Source organism: Stenotrophomonas sp. (assembly GCF_032056425.1).
Lineage (GTDB): Bacteria > Pseudomonadota > Gammaproteobacteria > Xanthomonadales > Xanthomonadaceae > Stenotrophomonas.
The window spans coordinates 1-22,777 of the sequence record NZ_DAMBCN010000035.1; the positions used below are offsets into that span (position 1 = coordinate 1).

The following is a 22,777-nucleotide window of genomic DNA, read 5'->3' on the forward strand; positions in this document are numbered from 1 at the left end:
GTGGGGCGGTGTGGGTGGGCAGGACCGCAGGCGCCATGGATGGCGCCTACGAGCCCCCATGGACGGGTTTACGGCGTGTCCTGCCCACCCACACCGCCCCGCCATCCCACGGAATGCCGCTGTTGCTGTTGCTTTCGCCGTTGCCGCTGCACTGAGCGGGTGCAGGGCTGCAAGCCCTGCAAAGCCCCCCCCCCCTACAACCAACGTATTACCTGTTCAGTGCGATATTCGCACACGCAGTCGATTACCGCACTTGAATGGTGCAGTGCGATAAACCTAATTTCACTTCCGCAGTTTCATAGCAGTCCAAGCGATCCACCCCTGGCGGGGCGAGGGCAGCATCGGCAACGGTGCTGAAGCCAGGTGCAGGGGAAGACCGTTGGATCTCTTTCACCTGTGCGGAGTGATCGCATGAGCCGTCGTCTGTCTGTCGTTTCCCTGTCCCTGCTTGCCGTGCTGCCGTCGCTGGCGCTGGCCTACCAGGCCGAACCGCCGCGTGAAGCGCTGCAGGTGCTGCGTGTCGATCGCTACGCCGACGACAGCAACGCCGGGTCGCTGCGCTGGGCCATCAACACCGCCAATGCCACGCCGGGCCGCTACCGCATTGAAATCGATGCGGTGGGCAACGCGCCGTATGTGATCAAGCCGGCCTCGCCGCTGCCGGAAATCAAGGGCCCGGTGCAGATCGTCGGCACGCCGTGGGCGCGCGACGGCCAGTTCGTCGCCATCGATGGCTCGGCCTACGTGACCGGTACCGGCACCGATGCCTGCCCGGGTGCCGAGCCGGGCCAGTCCGGCACCAATGTGCGCACCACCACGCTGCCCGGCCTGGTGCTGCGTGACACGCAGGGTGTCGAACTGACCGGCCTGGAGATCCGCAACTTCTGCATCGGCGTGCTGATCAACCGCGCCAGCCACAGCGAAATCCATGACAACCGCATTGTCGCCAACAAGGGCGGCGCCGGCATCATGCTCACCGGCGACGATGGCAAGGGCCAGTCCACCGCCACCACCACCGTGCACAACCGCATCGTGCGCAACGTGTTCCTGGACAACGGCGATGGCCTGGAACTGACCCGCGGCGCGGCCTGGAACCTGGTGGCCGACAACCTGTTCCAGTCCACCACGGCCAACCCGGAACCGTCGCAGGGCATCGAGATCCTGTGGGGCAACGACAACAGCGTGGTACACAACCGCTTCGTCGATTACTCCGATGGCCTGCAGATCAACTGGGGCAACCGCAACTACATCGCCGCCAACACCTTCACCGGCAACTCGATCGGGCTCAGCATCACCGGCAGCGGCAACGTGGTCGATGGCAACACCATCACCGGCAACGGCATCGGCATTGGCGTGCGCCCGCAGCCGGTCAGTGCGCCGAACCGCTTCATCGCCAACCGCATCTTCGGCAACGGTCTGCCGATCGAGCGCTGCGAAGCCGGCGGCGCCTGCGTGAAGGGCCAGCCGCGCGGTGCCATCGTGTTCGGTGTGCCGGGGCTGGAACATGCCAGCTTCGTCGGCTCGCGCGGGCGCGGCGTGGACACTGATCCGGCCAAGCGCGCGCGCATCTGCAGCGCTGCCGGGCAGGCCGACTGCCAGCCGCTGGCCAACCTGGGCCAGGCGGCGCCGCAGCTGACCGCCGTGCAGGGCAAAGGCGCCCAGCGCGCCGTGACCGGCAGCTTCCACGGCCAGCCGGACAGCCACTACCAGGTGGAAGTGTTCGGCAACCGCGCGGCCAACGGCAGCGAAGCCGAGCGCGTGCTGGGCACCGTGCAGGCCCGCACCGATGGCCAGGGTAACGGCACCTTCACCTTCCCCTTGGGCAATGGCGCCGATGCTGCCGATCTGGGCGGTGTGACCGCCACGGTCACCTCGCCGCAGGGCGCTACGTCCCCCCTGAGCGCGCCGCTGTCGCTGCGCTGATCACCTTTCCGAGACCCTGACCATGATTCCTGCAAAGCCTGTTTCCCTGACCGTGCTGGCCGCGATGGCCCTGCTGCCGGCACTCGCCAGCGCGCAATCCAGCAACCGCTATGCGGGCAAGACCCTCACCGGTGACTGGGGCGGTACCCGCACCGATCTGTACGAGCGCGGCATCGCCTTCCGCGGTGACTACGTGGGCGAGGCCATGGGCGTGGTCGATGGTGGCTACGGCGAGACCGGCGCGCGCTATGCACAGCAGGTGCGCGTGGGCATGGACCTGGACATGGGCAAGCTGGCCGGCTGGGACGGCGGTGCTTTCCACTTCACGTTGAACGACCGCCGCGGGCGCAGTACCTCGGCCGATCTGGTCGGCAACCGCTTCCCGATCCAGGAAGCCTACGGCGGCCAGTACACCCGGCTGACCGAACTGAGCTACGACCAGACCTTCAACGATGGCCAGTCGTACTACAAGCTGGGCTACTACGCGATGGGCAACCAGTTCGGCCTGCACAGCCTGCTGACCCATTTCGTCAATGCGGCATTCTGCGCGCACCCGCTGGCGATGTCCGGCAACAGCGGCTGGTACAACTACCCGGTGGCGCGCTGGGGCGGTGAAGTGGCGCAGCAGGTCAGCCCGGCGCTGAACGTGCGCACCGGCTGGTTCCAGGTGAACCCGAACCTGGGTGGCAACATCGAACGCAATGCGTTCCGCCCGTTCGCTTCGGGCACCACCGGTTCGCTGTTCCCGGTGGAAGTGACCTGGACGCCGGCCAAGGGCAGCCGCTACGCCGGCGTCTACAAGTTTGGTGGTTACTACGACACCTCGCGCGTGGACCAGCGCGGCCTGGATACCTCGCCCACCACCGGCCGCCACGGCGCCTATGTGCTGGCCGAGCAGCGCCTGACCCAGGAGTCGGCCGACCCCAGCCGCGGCCTGACGGCCTTCGCGCAGTACATGGTGTCCGATGCCGATACCGCGCAGATCAAGCGCTGGTATGCAGTGGGTGCCGTCTACCAGGGCATCGGTTCGCGCGCGCAGGACAGCATCGCGCTGGGTTACGTAGGCGCCGACATCAACGACCGCCTGGTGGATGCGCGCCGCGCCTCGCTGGCTGCCGGTGGCGTGCCGGTGGATTCGCCGCTGTACAACCTCAGCCAGGCCGAGGAGCTGTTCGAACTGTCCTACAGCTTCCAGGTGAACCCGTGGCTGATGATCCGCCCCGACGTGCAGTACATCGTCAATCCCGGCACGTTCAATTACAGCGGCACCGACAACGCCTGGGCCGTCGGTGTCCAGGCCAAGGTGACCTTCTGATGGCCGCGCGCCCCTTCCACGCTCTGGTGACTGCCATGCGCATTCCGTCTGCTTCTCTTGTCCTCGCCGGTGCGCTGTGCACCTCCCCCGTACTGGCCCTGGCCGCACCGCCGCCGGCGGTGCTGCAGGTGGGCTCGCTGCGCATCGGCGAGGGCAGCCCGCGCACCATCGTGCCGATCACCGGCGCGACCGCCGAGCTCGCCCTGCAGCAGGCCGCGGCCATCGCTGCCAGCACCCCCACCGACCTGGCCGAATGGCGCATCGATTACCTGGATATCGCCACCGATGGCGGCAAGCTGGTGGCGCTGGGCAAGCGCATCCAGGCCACGCTGGGCGGCAAGCCGATGATCGTCACCTTCCGTACCAAGGCCGAAGGTGGTTCGAAGGCGATCAGTGACCGTGACTACGGTGCGCTGTACGCCACGCTGCTGCGCGGTGGCGTTGCCCAGCTGATCGATGTGGAAATGTTCCGCGACCCGGCCGTGGTGCAGTCGCTGGTGGCGCAGGCGCACAAGGCCGGCGTGAAAGTGGTGATGTCCAACCATGATTTCCAGGCCACGCCGCCGCGCGAGGAGATCGTCGCTCGCCTGCTGAAGCAGCAGGACCTCGGCGCCGACGTGTTGAAGATTGCGGTGATGCCGCGCGACGCCGGCGATGTGCTGGCGCTGCTGGACGCCACCTGGCAGGTACGACAGCGCAGCGACAAGCCGCTGCTGACCATGTCGATGGGCGGCACCGGCGTGGTCTCGCGTCTGGCCGGGGAAACCTTCGGCCAGGCCCTGACCTTCGGCATGATCGGCACGCCGTCGGCGCCGGGTCAGGTTGAAGTCGAACAACTGCAGGACGTCCTGCAGGTCATCCACGCTTCCAGCCAGGCCGGTCGCTGAGACCACCACGCCGGACGTTCCGCCGCTTCACGCTGTTGCAGGAAACCGCACCATGAGCCACGCCTCCGCCGCTGCACCGCCGCTCGTCCTGGAACGGATGACCCCTTTTCAATGGACCGCCATCGCGATCTGCGTGCTGCTGAACATGCTCGATGGCTTCGACGTGATGGTCATGGCCTTCACCGCGCCGCACGTGTCGGCGGACTGGGAACTGTCGGGCAAGGTGCTGGGGCTGATGCTCAGTGCCGGCCTGGTCGGCATGGCGCTGGGATCGTTCCTGCTGGCGCCGCTGGCTGACCGCTGGGGGCGGCGGCCGATGATCGTGTGCTGCCTGCTGATCCTGACCACGGGCATGGCGCTGTCGGCACTGGCGGGCAACGCCTGGCAGCTGGGTGCGCTGCGCGTGTTCACCGGCATCGGTATTGGCGGCATGCTGGCCGGCGTGGGAGTGATCACCGCTGAATATGCCAACGCCAAATGGCGCAGCACCGCCGTGGCGCTGCAGGCCACCGGCTATCCCATCGGTGCCACCGCCGGCGGCGTGCTGGCGGCGTGGATGCTGCAGCACTGGTCCTGGCACAGCGTGTTCCTGATCGGTGCGGCGGCCTCGCTGCTGTGCATTCCGCTGGTGCTCAAGTGCCTGCCCGAATCGCTGGATTTCCTGGTGGCGCGGCGCCCGGCCGATGCGTTGCCGCGCTTGAACGCGCTGCTGTCGCGCATGCAGATGCCTGCACTGCAGGCGCTGCCGCCGGCGCCGGTGCGTGAGGGCCAGCCGCAGGGCTATGCCGCATTGTTCGTGGGCGATCTGCGCCGTGTCGCGCTGCTGATCGCGCTGGCGTTCTTCCTGCACATGTTCGCGTTCTATTTCGTGCTGAGCTGGACCCCCAAGCTGCTGGTATCTGCGGGTGTTTCGGCGCAGCAGGGCATCACCGGTGGCGTGCTGCTGAACCTGGGCGGCATCGTCGGCGGCAGCCTGTTCGGCTGGCTGGCCTCGCGCTGGTCGCTGTCCCGCCTGACCGCCGGCGCGCTGCTGCTGGCGATGGTGGCAATGCTGGGTTTCGCGGCGTTCAACACCCAGTTGAACGTGGCCTTCCCGTTGGCCTTCGTGATCGGTGCCGCGCTGTTTGCTGCCATGGCAGGGCTGTATGCCGCCGCACCGGTGGTGTTCGCCGCGCAGGTGCGTACCACCGGACTTGGCTGGGCGATCGGCATCGGCCGGGTCGGCGCCATCCTGTCGCCGCTCACCGTGGGCGTGCTGGTGGATGGGCACTGGCCGCCGTCGGCGCTGTATGTGCTGTGCGCGCTGCCGCTGCTGCTGGCCGCCTGGGCGTGCCTGGGGCTGCGTGTGGGCGTGGGCCAGAACCGGCGTTGAACCGCTTTCCGGAGCACGTCAGGAAATGTGCGATTATCGGATTGAATGGCCGAATATCGGATTGACCGGGCAGGGGCCTGTGCGCACCATGTCCGCGTCATGTTTTCCCGTCGCAGTGGCCGTGCGCCGCGCTGGTCGGTACCAGCGAGGGGCAGGGCAAGGAGCAATGCAGTGATCGACAAGACCGTGGCCAGCGCTGAAGCAGCGGTGGCCGATATCCACGATGGCGCCACCGTGATGATCGGTGGTTTCGGCACCGCCGGCATGCCCGACGAGCTGATCGATGCGCTGATCGCGCAGGGTGCGCGCGAGCTGACCATCATCAACAACAATGCAGGCAACGGTGATACCGGCCTGGCCGCGCTGATCAAGCACAGGCGCGTGCGCCGCATCGTCTGCTCTTTCCCGCGCCAGTCCGATTCGCAGCACTTCGATGCGGCCTACCGCGCTGGCGAGATCGAACTGGAGCTGGTGCCGCAGGGCAACCTGGCCGCGCGCATCCATGCCGCCGGTTCCGGCCTGGGCGCCATCTTCACCCCCACCGGCTACGGCACCGAACTTGCCCAGGGCAAGGAGACACGCGAGATCGACGGCCGCCACTACGTACTGGAATATCCGCTGCACGCCGACTTCGCCCTGATCAAGGCCGACCGTGGCGATCGCTGGGGCAACCTGGTCTACCGCAAGACCGCGCGCAACTTCGGCCCGCTGATGGCGATGGCCGCGCGCTGCGCGATCGTGCAGGTACGCGAGGTGGTGGCGCTGGGCGAACTGGACCCGGAAGCGGTGGTCACGCCCGGCATCTTCGTGCAGCGCGTCGTGCCGGTGGCCGCAGCAGGAGGACAGGCATGAACAAGCTCAGCCGCGAACAGATGGCCGCGCGCGTGGCCCGCGATATTCCCGAAGGTGCCTACGTGAACCTGGGCATCGGCCTGCCGACCACGGTGGCCAACTTCCTGCCGGCCGACAAGGAAATCTTCCTGCAGTCGGAAAACGGCCTGCTGGGCATGGGTCCGGCGCCGGCGCCCGGCCACGAAGACCCGGACCTGATCAATGCCGGCAAGCAGCCGGTCACCCTGCTCACCGGGGGTTGTTATTTCCACCATGCCGACTCGTTCGCGATGATGCGTGGTGGCCACCTGGACATCTGCGTGCTGGGCGCCTTCCAGGTGTCGGTGCACGGCGACCTGGCCAACTGGAGCACCGGTGCGGCCGACGCCATTCCCGCCGTGGGCGGTGCGATGGACCTGGCCATCGGCGCCAAGCAGGTCTTCGTGATGATGGACCTGTTCACCAAGAACGGTGAAAGCAAGCTGGTGGCCGACTGCAGCTACCCGCTGACGGGCCTGCGCTGCGTGTCGCGCGTCTACACCGATGTGGCGGTGTTCGATCTCGGCCCCAAGGGCGCTACCGTGCTGGAGATGGTGGAAGGCATGGACATCGCCCAACTGCGTGAATTGACCGGCCTGCCGCTGGCGCTGGCCAAGGGAGTCTGAGATGAGCCTGCACGACACCTACATCGTTGATGGCATCCGTACCCCGATCGGCCGCTACGGCGGTGCACTGTCCGGCGTGCGTGCCGATGACCTGGGCGCGATTCCGCTGAAAGCGCTGCTGGCGCGGCACCCGCAGCTGGACCCGGCGCTGGTCGAGGATGTCTACCTGGGCTGCGCCAACCAGGCCGGCGAAGACAACCGCAACGTGGCGCGCATGAGCCTGCTGCTGGCCGGCCTGCCGGTGACTGTGCCGGGCAGCACGATCAACCGCCTGTGCGGTTCGGGCCTGGATGCCATCGGTACCGTCGCCCGCGGCATTGCCGCCGGCGAGCTGGGCCTGGCCATTGCCGGTGGCGTTGAATCGATGTCGCGCGCGCCGTTCGTGATGGGCAAGGCGACCTCGCCGTTTGCCCGCGACCAGCAGATCGAAGACACCACCATGGGCTGGCGCTTCATCAACCCGCGCCTGCGCGAACTGCATGGCGTGGAAACGATGGGGCAGACCGCCGAGAACGTGGCCGAACGCTACGCCATCAGCCGCGACGACCAGGATGCGTTCGCCCTGCGCAGCCAGCAGCGCACCGCCGCGGCGCAGGCGCGCGGCTTCTTTGATGGCGAGATCGTGGCGGTGGACGTGCCGGGCCGCAAGCGCGGCGAGACCGTCACCGTCGACCGCGACGAACACCCGCGCGGCGATACCACCGCCGAGGCTCTGGCCAAGCTGAAGCCGCTGTTCCGCCAGCCTGGCACGGTGACCGCCGGCAACGCGTCGGGCATCAACGATGGTGCGGCCGCGCTGCTGCTGGCGTCGGGCACGCAGGTCAAGGCGCTGGGGCTGACCCCGCGCGCGCGCATCCTCGGCTTCGCCAGTGCCGGCGTAGAGCCGGCCATCATGGGCATGGGCCCGGTGCCGGCCAGCCAGAAGCTGATGGCACGCCTGGGCCTGTCGATCGCCGATTTCGATGCCATCGAATTGAATGAAGCCTTCGCCTCGCAGGGCCTGGCCTGCATGCGCCAACTGGGCCTGGCCGACGATGCTGCACACGTGAACCCCAATGGCGGCGCCATTGCGCTGGGCCATCCGCTGGGGATGAGCGGCGCGCGCCTGGCACTGACCCTGCTGCGCCAGCTGGAAGCCAGCGGCGGCCGGCGCGGCCTGGCCACCATGTGCATCGGCGTGGGGCAGGGCGTGGCCCTGGCCATCGAGCGCGTGTGACTCCCTCGCATTCCGTAATCTGCCCGTAACCAGCATGACAGCCGCGGCCCTCGGGCCGCTCGCCAACAGGAGTACGCCATGAGCGATCCCACCGAAATGCGCGGCTACCGCAAGCCGTACCCCGGCAGCCAGCCGCCGCGCATCCACCTGCCGTATGCCAGTACCGCCAAGCGTGGCCCCGGCACCGATCCGATTGCCATTCCGGTCACCCTTTCCGAAGTGACGGGTCCCAGCATCAACCGCATCACCCTGGGCGCGCATGCTGCCGATCTGACCGCGGGTTTCCCCGGCCAGCCGCAGGGTGAGCGCATCATCGTCAGCGGCCGCGTGCTGGACGAGAACGGGCGGCCGGTGCGCAACTCGGTGGTCGAGGTGTGGCAGTGCAACGCCGCCGGGCGCTACCTGCACAAGGGCGACCAGCACGACGCACCGCTGGACCCGAACTTCAAGGGCACCGGCCAGGTGCTGACCGACAGCGAAGGCCGCTACCGCTTCACCACCATCAAGCCGGGCGCCTACCCGTGGCGCAACCACTACAACGCCTGGCGGCCGGCGCACATCCACTTCTCGCTGCATGGCGAGGGCATCGGCCAGCGCCTGGTCACGCAGATGTATTTCCCCAACGACCCGCTGCTGGCGTTCGATCCGATCTACAACTGCGTGGATGACGCCAAGGCACGCGAGCGCATGGTGTCCTCGTTCGACTGGGAAACCACCGCCAATGAATTCGCGCTGGGCTATCGTTTCGACATCGTATTGCGCGGTCGCAAGATGACCGTGTGGGAGTAAGACCATGAGCTTCCAATCCACTCCGTGGCAGACTGTTGGCCCGTACTACCGTTTGGGCCTGGAACCGCTGTACCGCGCCGAGATCGCGCCGGCGCAGGCGCAGGGCGAACGCGTGCAGGTGCAGGGCCAGGTGTTCGATGGCGAGGGCGTACCGGTATCCGATGCCGTGCTGGAAATCTGGCAGGCCGACGCGCAGGGCATCTACGCGCACGCCGAAGACCCGCGCCGCGACGACCACGATCCCAGCTTCGATGGCTGGGGCCGCGTGCCCACCGACGACCTGGGCCGCTTTGCCTTCACCACCGTCAAGCCGGGCCGCGTGCCGGGGCTGCGCGGTGAGGTGCAGGCGCCGCACCTGGTGGTGCTTGTCTTCATGCGCGGCCTGCTGCAGGCCACCCGCGGGCGCATCTACTTCAGTGACGAGGCCAGCAATGGTGACGATGCGATCCTGGCGCTGGTGCCGGCCGAGCGCCGCCACACCCTGATCGCGCAGGGCCAGGGCCAGGGCGTGTACCACTGGGACGTGCGCATGCAGGGCCCCGATGAAACCGTGTTCTTTGCCTACTGAACGCCCGGGCGGTCGCTTGCCCACGCCGGTCACCGCCGGCGCGGGTAAGCTGGGGCAACCCCGGCAGGATCTTCTTTGATGAACCAGACTCCTTCGCTGCTTGGCGGCCTGTTCGGTGAGCCTACCGTGGACGCGGCGTTCACCGATGTCGCGCGCCTGCAGGGCATGCTGGATGTGGAAGCGGCGCTGGCGCGCGCGCAGGCGCGCTGCGGGGTGATTCCGCAGGCCGCGGTGGCGCCGATCGAAGCGGCATGCAGCGCGGCCCACTACGATGTTTCGGCGCTGTCGGCGGCGACTGCGCTGGCCGGAAACCCGGCCATCCCGCTGGTCAAGGCACTGACCGCGCGGGTCAAGGTGAACGACGCCGAGGCGGCGCGCTGGGTGCACTGGGGCGCCACCAGCCAGGACATCATCGACACCGGTGCAGTGTTGCAGTTGCGCGCCGCGCGCGAGCACGTGCTGACGCGCCTGCAGACGCTGTGCACGGCGCTGGCGCGGCTGGCCGCCGCCGAGCGCGATACCGGCCTGCCGGGCCGCACGCTGCTGCAGCAGGCGGTACCGGTCACCTTCGGCCTGAAGGCCGCCGGCTGGCTGGATGCGCTGCAGCGCAGCCTGCGTCGCCTGCAGGCCCTGGGCGACGACACCCTGGTGCTGCAGTTTGGTGGTGCCGCAGGCACCCTGGCGTCGTTGCAGCAGCGCGGCCTGGACGTCGCCCAGGCGCTGGGCGAGGAACTGCAGTTGCCAGTGCCGGCACTGCCCTGGCACACCGCGCGCGACCGCGTGGCCGAGCTGGGCAGCGTGTTCGCGCTGCTGTCCGGCACCCTGGGCAAGATCGCCACCGACATCGTGCTGCTGATGCAGTCCGAAATAGCCGAAGCCTTCGAACCGGCGGGCGAAGGCAAGGGCGGATCATCGGCCATGCCGCACAAGCGCAATCCGGTGGGCTGCGTGGCCGCCATTGCTGCCGCGACCCGTGTGCCGGGCCTGCTGTCCACGCTGTACAGCGCCATGCCGCAACCGCACGAACGTGCGGCCGGGCAGTGGCATGCCGAATGGGAAACCGTGCCGGAGATCGTGCGCCTGTGTGCCGGCAGCCTGGCCCAGGTGACCGTGGTGGTGCAGGGCCTGCAGCTGGATCGCGCGCGCATGCTGCAGCACCTGGACAGCCATGGCGGCCTGCTCTACGCCGAAGCCGTAGCGGTCACCCTGGGCGAGCGCATCGGCAAGGCCGCCGCGCATGCGCTGGTGGAACAGGCCGCGCAGCGCGCACTGGGCCAATCGCAGCACCTGCGAGCGGTACTGGCGCAGATGCCCGAGGTCACCGCGCAGCTTTCCGCTGAACAACTCGATGCCTTGTTCGCCGCCGACAGTTGGCGCGGCATGGCCGATACCTGGATTGACCGCGTGCTTGCACGCGCCTGATCCCCACGCACTTCGCTGGAGCCAGCATGCCGTTTCTCGAGCTTCCGCAGCATCGCCTGCACTTCCAGACCGAGGGCCGTGAAGACGGCCCCTGGCTGACTTTCTGCAATTCGCTGGGCACCGACCTGGGCATGTGGGCGCCGCAGGTGCAGGCGCTGTCATCGCAGTACCGCATCCTGCGCTATGACCGTCGCGGCCATGGCCAGTCCAGTGCGCCCCCGGGCGTGTACCGCGTGTCCGATCTCGGCGCTGACGTGCTGGCGCTGTGGGACCACCTGGGCATCGAGCGCAGCCATTTCTGTGGCCTGTCGATCGGCGGGCTGACCGGCCAGTGGCTGGGCGTGCATGCTGGCAACCGCCTGCGCACGCTCACCGTGGCTGCCACGGCAGCGAAGATCGGCAGCGCCGAAAGCTGGCAGGCGCGCATGGCACAGGTGCAGCACGATGGCCTGCTGCCGCTGGTCGATGGCACGCGCGAGCGCTGGTTTACTGCCGGCTTTGCGCAGACCCACGCCAGTCTGGTGGAAGACATCCTGCAGCGCTTCCTGGCCACATCGGTCGAGGGCTATGTGGGCTGCTGCAATGCGGTGGGCACGGCCGACTTCCATGGTGCGCTTGCGCGCATCCAGATGCCCTTGCTGGCCATTGCCGGCGATGACGATCCGGTCTGCGTGCCGGCTGATCTGCAGGCCATTGCCAGCGGCGCAGCGCACGGCGCGTATGCGCAGGTAGCCGGGCGGCACATCTGCAGCCTGGAATCACCGCAGGCCTTCACCGATGCATTGGCCGCGCATCTGGCGCAGGCCACGCACTGACACACTGCACAGGTAGACGACGATGGACGAACAGGAACGCTACGAAGCCGGCTTGGCGGTACGCCGCCAGGTGCTGGGCGAAGCCCATGTGGAACGCTCGCTGCAGGCGCGCACGGACTTCACGACTGAATTCCAGGAATTCATCACCCGCACGGCGTGGGGCACGGTGTGGACCCGCGACGGCCTGCCGCGGCACACGCGCTCGCTGCTGACCATCGTGATGATGGTGGCACTGGGCCACGACGAAGAGTTCAAGCTGCATATCCGCGCCGCCCGCAACAATGGCGTGACGCCGGAAGAGATCAAGGAAGTGCTGCTGCAGGCCGCGATCTACTGCGGCGTGCCGGCGGCCAACCACGCCTTCGCGCTGGCCAAACCGATCCTGGAAGAGCAGGCGGCCGAATGATGCCGGGGTCGGATCCCTTTCCGCAGGAAAGGGCTCTGACCCCAGTCCAACGTGGGGTCAGAGCCCTTTGCGTTGCAAAGGGATCCGACCCCGGCGAACAAGCATCAATGCAGCAACGACCCCAGCTGCTGCGCGGCTTCGCGCAGGCGCGGCAGCAACTGCGACTGCATCACGCCCAGGTTCACGCGGCCGGCCTGGGTGCCGATGTTCAACGCGGCAATCACCTCGCCACTGCGCGAACGCACCGGCACGGCAATCGAGCGCAGGCCGATCTCCAGCTCCTGGTCCACCAGCGAAACACCGTCGCGGCGGACCTTTTCCAGCGTTTCCAGGAAATCCTCCATGCGGGTGATCGTGCGCTCGGTACGCGGGCGCAGCGGCGTTCGGTCCAGATAGCCTTCCAGCGTGTCGCGTGGCAGGGCCGCCAGCAGCACCCGGCCCATCGAAGTGCAGTACGCCGGCAGGCGGCTGCCCGCGCGCAGGCCGATGGACATGATGCGCACGGTCTCGGCACGCGCGATGTACAGGATGTCATCGCCATCGAGCACGCCCAGCGAACACGATTCGTGCACGTCGTCGCGCAGTGCATCCAGCACCGGCTGTGCGGCGGCGGTCATCGACGAGGACGCCACGTAGGCGCCGCCCAGGCCCAGTACGCGCGGCAGCAGCACATAGCCGCGGCCCTGTTCGCCCACGTAGCCCAGCTTTTCCAGCGTGTACAGCACGCGGCGCACCGCCGCACGCGAGATGCCGGTGTCGCTGCTGATCTGTGACATGGTCACTTCGCGCGGGTGCTGCGAGAACACGCTCAGCACGGCCAGGCCGCGGCCGAGCGAGGTCATGAAATCCGGATCGCCCTGGTTGTCCTGGATCTGCTGCATCAACTCATGGGCCAGCCCGCGCTCCTGTGGCGGGGCCGGGGAACGCTTGGGGCGGCGGCTGGGAGGAACAGCAGGCATGGCAACCGGTTTCATCTACGTAAGCCCTGCATGGTAAGCGCTGGGCAGCAGGATCGGTACCCGCACGCCGTGGCCACGATCGGCCACGGCGTGGGCACGGTTCACTTGCTCTGCGGCAGCGCGTAGGCGATCACGTAGTCGCCACGGTCCGGCGACTGGCGCGCGCCACCGGCGGAAATCACCACGTACTGGCGGCCGGTCTTTGGCGAGACATAGGTCATCGGCGTGCCCTGGCTGCCCACCGGCATGCGCGCCTTCCAGACTTCCTTGCCGCTGCGGCTGTCATAGGCGCGCAGGTAGTAATCCTGGGTGCCGGCAAAGAACAGCAGGCCCGACTGCGTGGCCAGCGAACCGCCCAGCGTCGGCATGCCGATCGGAATGGGCAGGTGCATCTTGATGCCCATCGGCCCGGTGTCCTGCACCGTGCCCACCGGCACCTGCCAGACCAGCTTGTGCGTGGCCAGATTGATGGCCGACATCGTGCCGAACGGCGGCTGCTGGCACGGAATGCCCAGCTTGGACAGGAAGCGGTCGCGCAGCGAGCCATACGGCGTACCGGTCTGCGAGGCGGCACCCATTTCCACGCCACCATCGCCGCTGGTCATCTGCGCACGCGGAATGAGCTTGGTCCACAGGCCCAGGCGCATATCGTTCACGAACAGATAGCCGGTGGTCGGGTCGACCGAGGCGCTGCCCCAGTTCATGCCGCCCAGCGAGCCGGGCCACTGCAGGGCCAGGTCTTCGCCCGGCGGCGTGTACATGCCGTCGTAGCGGAACTGCTTGAACTGGATGCGGCACAGCATCTGGTCGATCGGCGTGGCGCCCCACATGTCCGATTCGGTCAGCGTCTGCGCGCCGATCTGCGGCAGGCCCACCGACAGCGGCTGGGTGGCGGCGTAGCGTTCGCCCTGGGCATTGCCCTGCGGTGCGGGAATCTCGCGCACTTCGGTGATCGGCTGGCCGGTCTGGCGGTTCAGCATGAAGATCTGGCCGGCCTTGGTGATCTGCAGCAGGGCCGGCAGGGTGCCGCCCTTGCCGTCGGGCACATCGGTCAGGGTCGGCTGCGCGGGCAGGTCGTAATCCCACAGGTCATGGCGCACTGTCTGGTAGACCCAGCGCTCCTTGCCGGTGGCCACGTCCAGCGCGACCACGGCCGAGCTGTACTTGTCATCCTGCGGGGTGCGCTCGCCGGCCCATTGGTCCGGCGTGGTATTGCCGGTGGGCAGGTAGACCAGGCCCAGCTGCGGATCGTAGGCCATCGACGTCCACACGTTCGGCGTGGCGCGGGTGTAGTGGATCGACGGATCCAGCGGTACGTCCGGGGTTTCCTTGGACAGATCCCAGACCCAGGCCAGCGCGCCGGTACGCACGTTGTACGCACGCACCACACCGGACGGTTCGCCCACTTCAATGTTGTCGGCCACGCGGCCGCCCACCACGATCAGGTCACCGGCCACCAGCGGTGCGGCGGTCAGGGTGTAGAAACCGGGCTTGATCTCGCCCATGCCCACCTTCAGATCGACCACGCCGTTGCTGCCGAAGTCCGGGCACAGCGCGCCGGTCCTGGCATCCAGAGCGAACAGGCGGGCATCGATGGAGGTCATCAGGATGCGCTTCTCGCAGATCGCCGGCTGGCCCACGGCAGCGGCGACGCTGGGGGCCGGTGCGGAGGGCTCGACCGTAGCGGCGGGTGCGGCGACGGCGGTGTTGCTGTCGAAGTAGCCCAGGCCGCGGCAGCGCTGCCAGTTCGGTGCAGTGGCCTTGGGATCGAATGCCCAGCGCTGCGTGCCCGAATCGGCATCGATGGCGATGACCTGGTTGTGCGGGGTGCACAGGTACAGGGTGTCACCGATCTGCAGCGGGGTGTTCTGGTCCTCGGCACCGAAGCCGTTGCTTTCCGGCACGTCGCCGGTGCGCGCGGTCCACGCCACCTGCAGCTGCTGCACGTTGTCCGGGGTGATCTGGTCCAGCGCGGCAAAGCGGGTGCCAGCGGTGGTGTTGCCCCAATGCATCCAGTCACGCTGTTCGCTGCCCTTGGCCACCGGCACCACCGGTGGCACATCGCCGGCGGCGGACACCACCGGGCGCGGCTGGAAGGCCGAAACGGCAGTGGCCAGCAGGCCCAACAGCAGCACGGAGGCAACGCCGTAGGCACCGCGGCCCGCCGTCGCGCCACGGCTGCGCCGCAGCACCGGCCAGGCCAATGCCACCAGCAGGGCCAGCACGGCCGGCATCACCAGGCGCGATACCAGCGGCCAGAAGTTCCAGCCGGCATCGACCAGTGCCCACACCACGGTGGCCACGAAGGCGGCGCCGTACAACAGCGCACCGGCCGGGCGGCGCGCCAGCAGCAGGGCACCGGCCAGCGCCGATGCCAGACCCATCAGCAGGAAATACCAACTGCCACCCAGCTGCGCCAGGCGCACACCGCCGACCAGCAGGGCCAGGCCGAACAGTGCCACCAGAATGCCGAGCAGGACCAGCAGCACCCGGCACAGGGCCGGAACTTTCGTCGTCTCGTCCACGTTGCATGAACCTCGTATCGAAAAACCCCACGGCCGTGGGGGAAGGCCCGCGCGCGCCAGGCGTGGCGGGGACCGTTCGGCATCCCTGGCTGCGGGCCGTCCAGCGGGCGGGCAGGCAGTGACCTGCTTATGGCGCAGGCGGAGTGAATGGCCGGTTAGGGCGATTATCGCACGTGTGTGCGATTTTGGTGTGAGATTGGGCAGGTCACGAATGGAACATTGCGGCGCGCCGGTGCCGGGAACGGGCAGCGTTCAGGCGAACCGGTTACCCTATGCCGCCATACAAGCTGGTAGCTGCAATGACCGACGCCACCGTGGCCGTCCCCGCCTGGGCTTCGCGCCTGCGCGATATCGCTGATTTCCCCAAGCCCGGCATCCTGTTCAAGGACATCATGCCGCTGCTCGCGCACGGCGAAGACTTCCGCGGCGCGATCACCGCCATGGCCGATCGGTGGCGCGACCAGAAGCTGGATGCGGTGGTCGGTATCGAATCGCGCGGTTTCATCCTGGGCGCGGCAATGGCGCTGGAGCTGGGCGTGGGCTTCGTACCCGTGCGCAAGCCGGGCAAGCTGCCGGGCAAGGTGCTGCGCGAGGAATACACGCTCGAATACCGCAGCGACTGCATTGAAGTGCACGCCGATGCGCTGCAGGCCGGTGCGCGCGTGGCCATCATCGATGACGTGCTGGCCACCGGTGGCACACTGGGTGCCGCGCTGTCGCTGGTGCGCCGCCTGGGCGTGGACGTGGTTGGCGCCGGCGTGCTGGTGGAACTGGACGGCCTGGGCGGTCGCGCCCGCTGGGAAGCGGGTCTGCCGTTGCACACCGAACTGGTGTTCTGATTGCTTCGCCGGGCATGGCCCGGCGCTACCCTCAGGATGCAGGTAGCGCCGGGCCATGCCCGGCGTTTTCGTTACGGGTCACATCATCCGAACGCGGAACCGGCGGCCCTTGATCTTGCCGGCTTCCAGCTTCGCCACCGCCTTGTTCACCTGTTCGCGGGCAATCGCAACGTATGAACGGGTGGGGAAGATCGCGATCTTGCCGATGTACTTGCCCGACAGGCCGGCATCGCCGGTCAGCGCACCGAGGATGTCGCCGGGGCGCAGCTTGTCGGTCTTGCCGCCATCAATGCGCAGCGTGCGCATGGCCGCCTGCGGCAGTTCGGCCGGGCGCGAGGTCGCCAGCGGGGTCTTCTGCCAATCCAGCGGCTGACCCATCTGTGCTTCGATCGCCTCGGCGCGATTCTTTTCGCGGCCCGCCACCAGGCTGATCGCCAGGCCGCTGGCACCGGCACGGCCGGTACGGCCCACGCGGTGCTGGTAGCTCTCCACGTCGGTCGGCAGTTCGTAGTTGATCACCGCCGCCAGTTCTTCCACATCCAGACCACGGGCGGCCACGTCGCTGGCCACCAGCACGTTGCAACTGCGGTTGGCCAGGCGCAGCAGTACTTCCTCGCGGTCGCGCTGTTCCATGTCGCCATGCAGCGCCAGCGCCGAGAAGCCGAACTGCTGCAGCGAGTTGGCCACTTCGTCCACGTCCTTACGCGTGTTGCAGAACACCACCGCCGATTCGGGCGTGTACTTCAGCAGCAGGCCGGCCAGCGCTTTCTGCCGGTGTGCCGGTTCCACTTCGCAGAACAGATGGCGGATGGCCGGGGCCTGGTCGGCGCCTTCCACGGTGACTTCCACTGCATCGCACAGCAGGTCGCGGGCGATGGCGCGGATGCTGTCGGGGAAGGTGGCCGAGAACAGCAGGCTCTGGCGGTCCTTGTGGGTGCGGCCGGCGATCTCGCGGATCGGCTCTTCAAAGCCCATGTCCAGCATGCGGTCGGCTTCGTCCAGCACCAGCGTGCGCACCGCGCCCAGATTCAGTGCACGCTTGCGGGCCAGTTCCTGCACGCGGCCGGGCGTGCCCACCACCACGTGCGGGTCGTGGCCTTCCAGCGAGGCCAGCTGCGGGCCCAGCGGCACGCCGCCGACCAGCGTCAGCAGCTTCAGGTTGGGAATGCCGGTGGCCAGCTTGCGGATCTGCTTGCCGACCTGGTCGGCCAGTTCGCGGGTCGGGCACAGCACCAGCGCCTGCACGCGGATCAGACTGGGGTCGATGGCCTGAAGCAGGCCCAGACCGAAGGCCGCGGTCTTGCCGCTGCCGGTCGGCGCCTGCGCGATCACATCGCGGCGGTCCAGGATGGCGGGCAGGCTCTGCGCCTGGATGGGCGTAAGCGTGGTGTAGCCGAGGGCGTCCAGGCCGGGCTGCAGGGCCGGGCTCAGCGGCAGGGTCGAGAAGTCAGTCATGGCGCATTGTACCTGTCTGCGCGGCAGCGCCCGCCTGATGGGGTGGGGTCGGATCCGATTCCGCAGGAATGGGCTCTGACCCCATCGGAGTCGGCATCCACGCATGGCGTGGATCTACTGGGGCCTATCCACGCATGGCGTGGATCTACCGCCGGTGTACCACGCGTTGATTCAGTAGATCCACGCCACGCGTGGATGGCGGTGTCCCGGCCCTCAGCCCAATACCGCCAGCACACCCTGGTGGATCGCCAGGCCACCCAGCAGCAGCCACGCAAACAGCACCAGCGCCAGCAGCAGCGGCTTCAGCCCCGCCTGGCGCAGCGCAGACACATGGGTGGTCAGGCCCAGCGCCGCCATCGCCATCGCCAGCAGCACCGTATCCAGCTGCACCAGCCCGGCCTGCAGGCCTGCCGGCAGCACATGCAGCGAATTGAAACCGGCCACCGCCACGAAACCGAACGCGAACCACGGCACCACGATGCGCGGGGCCGTGCCTTCACCAGCCGCCTTGCCGCCGCGCGCCAGCCACAGCGACAGCGCGACCAGGAACGGTGCCAGCAACATCACCCGCACCATCTTGGTGATGACGGCAGTATCGGCAGCGGCTTCACTCACCGCGCGCCCGGCGGCCACCACCTGCGCCACCTCGTGCACCGTGGCGCCGGTGAACAGCCCGTACTGGCGCGCGTCCATGGCCAGCCAACCGTGCGACTGCGCCAGCGCGAACAGTGCCGGGTACAGGAACATCGCCAGCGTACCGAACACCACCACGGTCGATACCGCCACGGTGACCTGCGCTGCGCGTCCGCGCACCACCGGTTCGGCGGCCATCACCGCCGCCGCGCCGCAGATCGCGCTACCGGCACCGATCAGCATCGCCGCTTCGCGCTCCATCTTGAACACCCGCACACCCAGCCAGCAGGCCAGGCCGAAAGTGCTGACCACCACCAGCGCATCCATCAGTACGCCGGCCACGCCCACCTGGTCAATGTCCTGGAAGGTCAGGCGCAGCCCGTACAGCACGATGCCCGCGCGCAACAGCCAATGCTTGGAAAAGCCGACGCCGGCTGCGCTGGCGGGGGCCAGTCGCGGGTAAAAGGTGTTGCCGACCACGATGCTGGCCACGATGGCCACGGTCAGCGCGCTCAGGCCATGCGCCTGCAGCCACGGCAGCTCGGCCAGGTACAGCGACGCCCCGGCCAGCAGACCCACCAGCAGCAGGCCGGGCAGGCGTGGCTGCCAGCGCTGGCGCAGGGCGGGCAGGGACCAGGGAGACAGGGCAGTGGCGTTCATGGCGGGCGGGCATGGAGGAAGTGCGCCCAGCCTGCGCCCGCGCGGCTTACCTGTAAAACGAATACTATGGGTGAAAACTACCTATCAAGCAGGTAATTTCATGCGCCTGACCCTGCGCCAGCTACAGGTCTTCGTCGCCATTGCCGACCACGGCAGCACCACGGCGGCCGGGCAGGCCATTGCCCTGTCGCAATCGGCCAGCAGCGCGGCCCTGCAGGAACTGGAAGCGCACTTCGGCACGCCGCTGTTCGACCGCATCGGCCGTCGCCTGGTGCTGAACGGACATGGCCGCGGCCTGCTGGAACCGGCCCGCACCCTGCTGGCGAACGCCGCCGACCTGGAACGCCACCTGGCGGCAGGCGGCACGCCGGGGCGGGGCGCACCGCTGCGCCTGGTGCTGGCCGCCAGCACCACCATCGGCAACTACCTGCTGCCCGCACGCATCGCGGCCTTGCTGCAGCAGGCCCCGCAGGCCGAAGTCGACCTGCGCATCGACAACAGCGCCGGCGTGGTGGCGGCCGTGCAGCGGCTGGACGTGGACGCTGGCCTGATCGAAGGCCCGTGCCACGAGCGCGGCCTGCAGGTAACGCCGTGGCAGCAGGACCCGCTGGTGATCGTTGCCGCCGCAGACGCCCCCGCGCGCTGGTCGCTGGACGAACTGCGTGCTGCCCGCTGGCTGCTGCGCGAGCCGGGCTCGGGCACGCGCGAGGCCGTTGAACAGGCCCTGCTGCCGCACCTGCACGGCTTTGCGCAGACCCTGCAGCTGGGCAACACCGAAGCGATCAAGCAGGCCGCCATCGCCGGCCTGGGCGTGGCCTGCCTGTCGCGCCACACCGTGGAAGAGCCTCTGGCACTGGGCCGCCTGCAGGTGCTGGACACCCCGTTGCCCGCCCTGCAGCGCACCCTGTGGCTGGTACGCCACCCCGGCAAGCATTGGCTGCCGGGGTTGCAGGCGTTGTTGGGGGATGCAACCCTGCCACCGCGTATTGGCAAGCCGAACGGATCATGCGAGCGATAGAGAGACTCAGCCGCGACCTGGGCCTGCCGCCCGCTGACAGCCATAGCCAGGACTGGGCGTACGAGCTGCCCGAGCTGTATCGGACCGACGCCTGGTTGGACCGGTACATGGCGGCATATCACGACAGCGGCTATCCGCCGGACGTCAGGCATGCGCTGATGACCCTGGCCCTGGATGTAAGCAATGACCTGCTTGGCGCGGGTGCCAGGCCGGATGATCGCAGCATTGCCGCCGTACTCGCCGCGCTGCGTCAGGATCGTCACGAGCACCACGTCCTGATCGAGTACTGGGCGCTGGAGGGGGAGCCATTCGATGACTGCTTTGCCCTGACCCCTGAAGTCAGAAAGATCAAGGCTGCACGCTGAGCCCCGCCCCGACCGGGCGCCGGACGCTGCCGGCGCCGGGGCGGTAGCGTCGACCGTTGGTCGACCATCGCGCGCACCGCGGGCGTTTCGCGGCCGCCAGGGTACCGGTCAAGATTCCGGCCGACCGCCGCAGCCCTTACACTATGCGGATGCCTCTGATTACTCTGCAGAACGTCGACTTCAGCGTCGGCGGCCCGTTGTTGCTGGAAAAGGCCGAACTGTCGATCGAGCCGGGCGAACGCATCGCCCTGATCGGCCGCAACGGCGCCGGCAAATCCACCCTGCTCAAGCTGCTGTCCGGCGACCACAAGCCCGATGACGGCGAAGTGCGCGTGCAGCAGGGCGTGCGCGTCACCCGCCTGGAACAGGAAGTGCCGCACGGCGCCGCCGGTTCGGTGTTTGACGTCGTGGCCGACGGCCTGGGCGAACTGGGCCAGTGGCTGGCCGAGTTCCACCACCTCAGCCATGCCGAGGAATTCGACGGCGAAGCGCTGGGCAACGTGCAGGCCAAGATCGACGCCGCCAACGGCTGGGGCCTGGACCAGCGCGTCAGCGAAACCCTGACCAAGCTCGACCTGGACGGCGAGGCCGAATTCGGCCGCCTGTCCGGCGGCATGAAGCGCCGCGTGCTGCTGGCACGCGCGCTGGTCTCCAGCCCGGACGTGCTGCTGCTGGACGAACCGACCAACCACCTGGACATCGAAGCCATCGACTGGTTGGAAGCCTTCCTGAAGGGCTGGAGCGGCAGTGTGGTGTTCGTCACCCATGACCGTCGTTTCCTGCGCGCGCTGGCGACCCGCATCGTCGAGATCGACCGTGGCCAGGTCACCAGCTGGCCGGGCGACTGGGCCAACTACGAGCGCCGCCGCGAAGAGCGCCTGAACGCGCAGGCGCAGGAAAACGCCCGCTTCGACAAGCTGCTGGCGCAGGAAGAAGTCTGGATCCGCCAGGGCATCAAGGCCCGCCGCACCCGCGACGAGGGCCGCGTGCGCCGCTTGAAGGCGATGCGCACCGAGCGTTCGCAGCGCCGCGACCTCAGCGGCAACGTCAAGATGGAAGCGGCGCAGGGCGTCAGCTCCGGCAAGAAGGTCATCGACGTCAAGGACATTTCGTTCGCCTTCGGCGAGCGCACCATGGTCCGCGACTTCACCACCACCATCCTGCGCGGCGACCGCATCGGCCTGATCGGCCCCAACGGCAGCGGCAAGACCACGCTGCTGAAGCTGCTGCTGGGTGAGCTGCAGCCGGCCAAGGGCGAAGTGAACGCGGGTACGAATCTGCAGATCGCCTACTTCGACCAGTACCGTGCGGTGCTGCGCGAAGACTGGAGCGCGATCGAGAACGTGGCCGAAGGCCGTGATTTCCTTGAGTTCAACGGCAAGCGCAAGCACGTGCATGCGTACCTGCAGGATTTCATGTTCACCCCCGAGCGTGCGCGCGCGCCGATTACCCGCCTGTCCGGTGGCGAGCGCAACCGCCTGCTGCTGGCCAAGTTGTTCGCGCAGCCGTCCAACCTGCTGGTGATGGACGAACCGACCAACGACCTGGACGTGGAAACCCTGGAGCTGCTGGAAGAGCTGCTGGGCGAATACACCGGCACCCTGCTGCTGGTCAGCCACGACCGTGACTTCATCGACAACGTGGTGACCTCCACGCTGGTGATGGAAGGCGACGGCGTGATCGGCGAATACGTGGGCGGTTACAGCGACTGGCAGCGCTACGCGGCCAGCATCAGCAGCCCGGTAGCACCGGTGGTGGCCAAGCTGGCGCCGGCCGCCGCGCCGGCACCGGCCGCTGCCGAACCGGCCGCCGCCAAGCGCAAGCTCAGCTACAAGGAAGCGCGCGAACTGGAGCAGCTGCCCAAGACCATCGAAAAGCTGGAAGGCGATGTGGAGGGCCTGACTGCGGCGATGAACGACCCCTCGTTCTACACCCGCAGCAGCGCCGAAGTGACCGCCCACACCCAGCAGCTGGCCAAGGTGCAGGCCGAGCTGGACGCGGCGTACGCGCGCTGGGAAGAGCTGGAAGGCTGATCGCGCGGCATGCGGTAGCGCGGGGCCATGCCCCGCGAGCGCGCAGCGCGGCGCATCGGGTGATCCGCCGGGCATGGCCCG

Annotated in this window: 20 protein-coding genes; 16 read left to right on the forward strand and 4 right to left on the reverse strand. The window is 68.2% G+C overall.

The window, feature by feature from the left end:
• The first annotated feature begins 411 nt into the window (after window positions 1-411).
• The 12 genes from RTY46_RS17840 (at window position 412) to pcaC (ending at window position 12,209) form a co-directional block, all read left to right on the forward strand.
• Entirely contained in the window at window positions 412-1,923 is a 1,512-nt protein-coding gene (locus RTY46_RS17840; RefSeq protein WP_312710071.1) for a right-handed parallel beta-helix repeat-containing protein, read from the forward strand.
• A gap of 22 nt (window positions 1,924-1,945) precedes the next feature.
• On the forward strand, window positions 1,946-3,238 hold the full coding sequence (locus RTY46_RS17845; protein ID WP_312710073.1) for a carbohydrate porin: 1,293 nt from the start codon (window positions 1,946-1,948) through the stop codon (window positions 3,236-3,238).
• Window positions 3,238-4,125 carry a type I 3-dehydroquinate dehydratase gene (aroD, locus tag RTY46_RS17850; protein ID WP_312710074.1) on the forward strand — a complete coding sequence of 296 codons (888 nt, stop codon included), beginning with the start codon at window positions 3,238-3,240 and terminating at the stop codon, window positions 4,123-4,125. Before RTY46_RS17845 ends, aroD begins: the two co-directional genes overlap by 1 nt.
• A 52-nt stretch (window positions 4,126-4,177) precedes the next feature.
• On the forward strand, window positions 4,178-5,497 hold the full coding sequence (locus RTY46_RS17855) for an MFS transporter (protein ID WP_312710077.1): 1,320 nt from the start codon (window positions 4,178-4,180) through the stop codon (window positions 5,495-5,497).
• 171 nt (window positions 5,498-5,668) lie between these two features.
• Window positions 5,669-6,349, forward strand: coding sequence for a 3-oxoacid CoA-transferase subunit A (locus tag RTY46_RS17860; protein ID WP_312710079.1), 681 nt, complete (start codon window positions 5,669-5,671; stop codon window positions 6,347-6,349).
• Window positions 6,346-6,993 carry a 3-oxoacid CoA-transferase subunit B gene (locus tag RTY46_RS17865; RefSeq protein WP_312710081.1) on the forward strand — a complete coding sequence of 216 codons (648 nt, stop codon included), beginning with the start codon at window positions 6,346-6,348 and terminating at the stop codon, window positions 6,991-6,993. Before RTY46_RS17860 ends, RTY46_RS17865 begins: the two co-directional genes overlap by 4 nt.
• A 7-nt stretch (window positions 6,994-7,000) precedes the next feature.
• Window positions 7,001-8,209, forward strand: coding sequence for a 3-oxoadipyl-CoA thiolase (pcaF, locus tag RTY46_RS17870; protein WP_312710107.1), 1,209 nt, complete (start codon window positions 7,001-7,003; stop codon window positions 8,207-8,209).
• 78 nt (window positions 8,210-8,287) lie between these two features.
• Window positions 8,288-8,998 (forward strand): protocatechuate 3,4-dioxygenase subunit beta, encoded by a 711-nt coding sequence (pcaH, locus tag RTY46_RS17875; RefSeq protein ID WP_312710082.1) that lies wholly within the window; start codon window positions 8,288-8,290, stop codon window positions 8,996-8,998.
• A gap of 4 nt (window positions 8,999-9,002) precedes the next feature.
• Window positions 9,003-9,566: a protocatechuate 3,4-dioxygenase subunit alpha gene (pcaG, locus tag RTY46_RS17880; protein WP_312710083.1), complete on the forward strand. Its 564-nt coding sequence runs from the start codon at window positions 9,003-9,005 to the stop codon at window positions 9,564-9,566.
• A 78-nt stretch (window positions 9,567-9,644) separates the two neighbouring features.
• Window positions 9,645-10,988, forward strand: coding sequence for a 3-carboxy-cis,cis-muconate cycloisomerase (locus RTY46_RS17885; RefSeq protein WP_312710084.1), 1,344 nt, complete (start codon window positions 9,645-9,647; stop codon window positions 10,986-10,988).
• A gap of 26 nt (window positions 10,989-11,014) precedes the next feature.
• Window positions 11,015-11,803, forward strand: a complete 789-nt coding sequence (gene pcaD, locus RTY46_RS17890) for a 3-oxoadipate enol-lactonase (RefSeq protein ID WP_312710085.1) — start codon at window positions 11,015-11,017, stop codon at window positions 11,801-11,803.
• 22 nt (window positions 11,804-11,825) lie between these two features.
• Window positions 11,826-12,209 (forward strand): 4-carboxymuconolactone decarboxylase, encoded by a 384-nt coding sequence (pcaC, locus tag RTY46_RS17895; RefSeq protein ID WP_108752854.1) that lies wholly within the window; start codon window positions 11,826-11,828, stop codon window positions 12,207-12,209.
• A 104-nt stretch (window positions 12,210-12,313) separates the two neighbouring features.
• Here pcaC and RTY46_RS17900 read toward each other — a convergent pair whose 3' ends face one another.
• Window positions 12,314-13,168, reverse strand: a complete 855-nt coding sequence (locus RTY46_RS17900; protein WP_312710086.1) for an IclR family transcriptional regulator C-terminal domain-containing protein — start codon at window positions 13,166-13,168, stop codon at window positions 12,314-12,316.
• 101 nt (window positions 13,169-13,269) lie between these two features.
• The gene (locus RTY46_RS17905; protein WP_312710087.1) at window positions 13,270-15,693 is read right to left on the reverse strand and encodes a membrane-bound PQQ-dependent dehydrogenase, glucose/quinate/shikimate family; all 2,424 of its coding nucleotides are present in this window, start codon (window positions 15,691-15,693) and stop codon (window positions 13,270-13,272) included.
• A 299-nt stretch (window positions 15,694-15,992) separates the two neighbouring features.
• Here RTY46_RS17905 and RTY46_RS17910 point away from each other — a divergent pair, with 299 nt between their 5' ends.
• Complete coding sequence (locus RTY46_RS17910; RefSeq protein WP_312710088.1) at window positions 15,993-16,532, forward strand: adenine phosphoribosyltransferase; 540 nt, start codon at window positions 15,993-15,995, stop codon at window positions 16,530-16,532.
• 78 nt (window positions 16,533-16,610) lie between these two features.
• Here the strand turns inward: RTY46_RS17910 and dbpA are convergent, their stop codons facing one another.
• Together dbpA and RTY46_RS17920 are read right to left on the reverse strand one after the other, a co-directional pair.
• On the reverse strand, window positions 16,611-17,987 hold the full coding sequence (gene dbpA, locus RTY46_RS17915) for an ATP-dependent RNA helicase DbpA (protein WP_312710089.1): 1,377 nt from the start codon (window positions 17,985-17,987) through the stop codon (window positions 16,611-16,613).
• A gap of 213 nt (window positions 17,988-18,200) precedes the next feature.
• Complete coding sequence (locus RTY46_RS17920; protein WP_312710090.1) at window positions 18,201-19,280, reverse strand: YeiH family protein; 1,080 nt, start codon at window positions 19,278-19,280, stop codon at window positions 18,201-18,203.
• A gap of 100 nt (window positions 19,281-19,380) precedes the next feature.
• Between RTY46_RS17920 and RTY46_RS17925 the strand changes: the two genes are divergently transcribed.
• The 3 genes from RTY46_RS17925 to RTY46_RS17935 all read left to right on the forward strand — a co-directional run bounded on the left by RTY46_RS17925 (window position 19,381) and on the right by RTY46_RS17935 (window position 22,696).
• Window positions 19,381-20,298 (forward strand): LysR family transcriptional regulator, encoded by a 918-nt coding sequence (locus tag RTY46_RS17925; RefSeq protein WP_312710091.1) that lies wholly within the window; start codon window positions 19,381-19,383, stop codon window positions 20,296-20,298.
• On the forward strand, window positions 20,286-20,663 hold the full coding sequence (locus RTY46_RS17930; RefSeq protein ID WP_312710093.1) for a hypothetical protein: 378 nt from the start codon (window positions 20,286-20,288) through the stop codon (window positions 20,661-20,663). Before RTY46_RS17925 ends, RTY46_RS17930 begins: the two co-directional genes overlap by 13 nt.
• A gap of 149 nt (window positions 20,664-20,812) precedes the next feature.
• On the forward strand, window positions 20,813-22,696 hold the full coding sequence (locus RTY46_RS17935; protein WP_312710095.1) for an ATP-binding cassette domain-containing protein: 1,884 nt from the start codon (window positions 20,813-20,815) through the stop codon (window positions 22,694-22,696).
• Window positions 22,697-22,777 lie beyond the last annotated feature (81 nt).

Excerpts from the sequence above, each read along its gene's own strand:
- RTY46_RS17840 (WP_312710071.1), top strand. The coding sequence starts at position 412 with ATGAGCCGTCGTCTGTCTGTCGTTTCCCTGTCCCTGCTTGCCGTGCTG.
- RTY46_RS17845 (WP_312710073.1), top strand. The coding sequence starts at position 1,946 with ATGATTCCTGCAAAGCCTGTTTCCCTGACCGTGCTGGCCGCGATGGCC.
- aroD (WP_312710074.1), top strand. The coding sequence starts at position 3,238 with ATGGCCGCGCGCCCCTTCCACGCTCTGGTGACTGCCATGCGCATTCCG.
- RTY46_RS17855 (WP_312710077.1), top strand. The coding sequence starts at position 4,178 with ATGAGCCACGCCTCCGCCGCTGCACCGCCGCTCGTCCTGGAACGGATG.
- RTY46_RS17865 (WP_312710081.1), top strand. The coding sequence starts at position 6,346 with ATGAACAAGCTCAGCCGCGAACAGATGGCCGCGCGCGTGGCCCGCGAT.
- pcaH (WP_312710082.1), top strand. The coding sequence starts at position 8,288 with ATGAGCGATCCCACCGAAATGCGCGGCTACCGCAAGCCGTACCCCGGC.
- pcaG (WP_312710083.1), top strand. The coding sequence starts at position 9,003 with ATGAGCTTCCAATCCACTCCGTGGCAGACTGTTGGCCCGTACTACCGT.
- RTY46_RS17885 (WP_312710084.1), top strand. The coding sequence starts at position 9,645 with ATGAACCAGACTCCTTCGCTGCTTGGCGGCCTGTTCGGTGAGCCTACC.
- pcaD (WP_312710085.1), top strand. The coding sequence starts at position 11,015 with ATGCCGTTTCTCGAGCTTCCGCAGCATCGCCTGCACTTCCAGACCGAG.
- pcaC (WP_108752854.1), top strand. The coding sequence starts at position 11,826 with ATGGACGAACAGGAACGCTACGAAGCCGGCTTGGCGGTACGCCGCCAG.
- RTY46_RS17900 (WP_312710086.1), bottom strand. The coding sequence starts at position 13,168 with ATGCCTGCTGTTCCTCCCAGCCGCCGCCCCAAGCGTTCCCCGGCCCCG.
- RTY46_RS17910 (WP_312710088.1), top strand. The coding sequence starts at position 15,993 with ATGACCGACGCCACCGTGGCCGTCCCCGCCTGGGCTTCGCGCCTGCGC.
- dbpA (WP_312710089.1), bottom strand. The coding sequence starts at position 17,987 with ATGACTGACTTCTCGACCCTGCCGCTGAGCCCGGCCCTGCAGCCCGGC.
- RTY46_RS17920 (WP_312710090.1), bottom strand. The coding sequence starts at position 19,280 with ATGAACGCCACTGCCCTGTCTCCCTGGTCCCTGCCCGCCCTGCGCCAG.
- RTY46_RS17925 (WP_312710091.1), top strand. The coding sequence starts at position 19,381 with ATGCGCCTGACCCTGCGCCAGCTACAGGTCTTCGTCGCCATTGCCGAC.
- RTY46_RS17930 (WP_312710093.1), top strand. The coding sequence starts at position 20,286 with ATGCGAGCGATAGAGAGACTCAGCCGCGACCTGGGCCTGCCGCCCGCT.
- RTY46_RS17935 (WP_312710095.1), top strand. The coding sequence starts at position 20,813 with ATGCCTCTGATTACTCTGCAGAACGTCGACTTCAGCGTCGGCGGCCCG.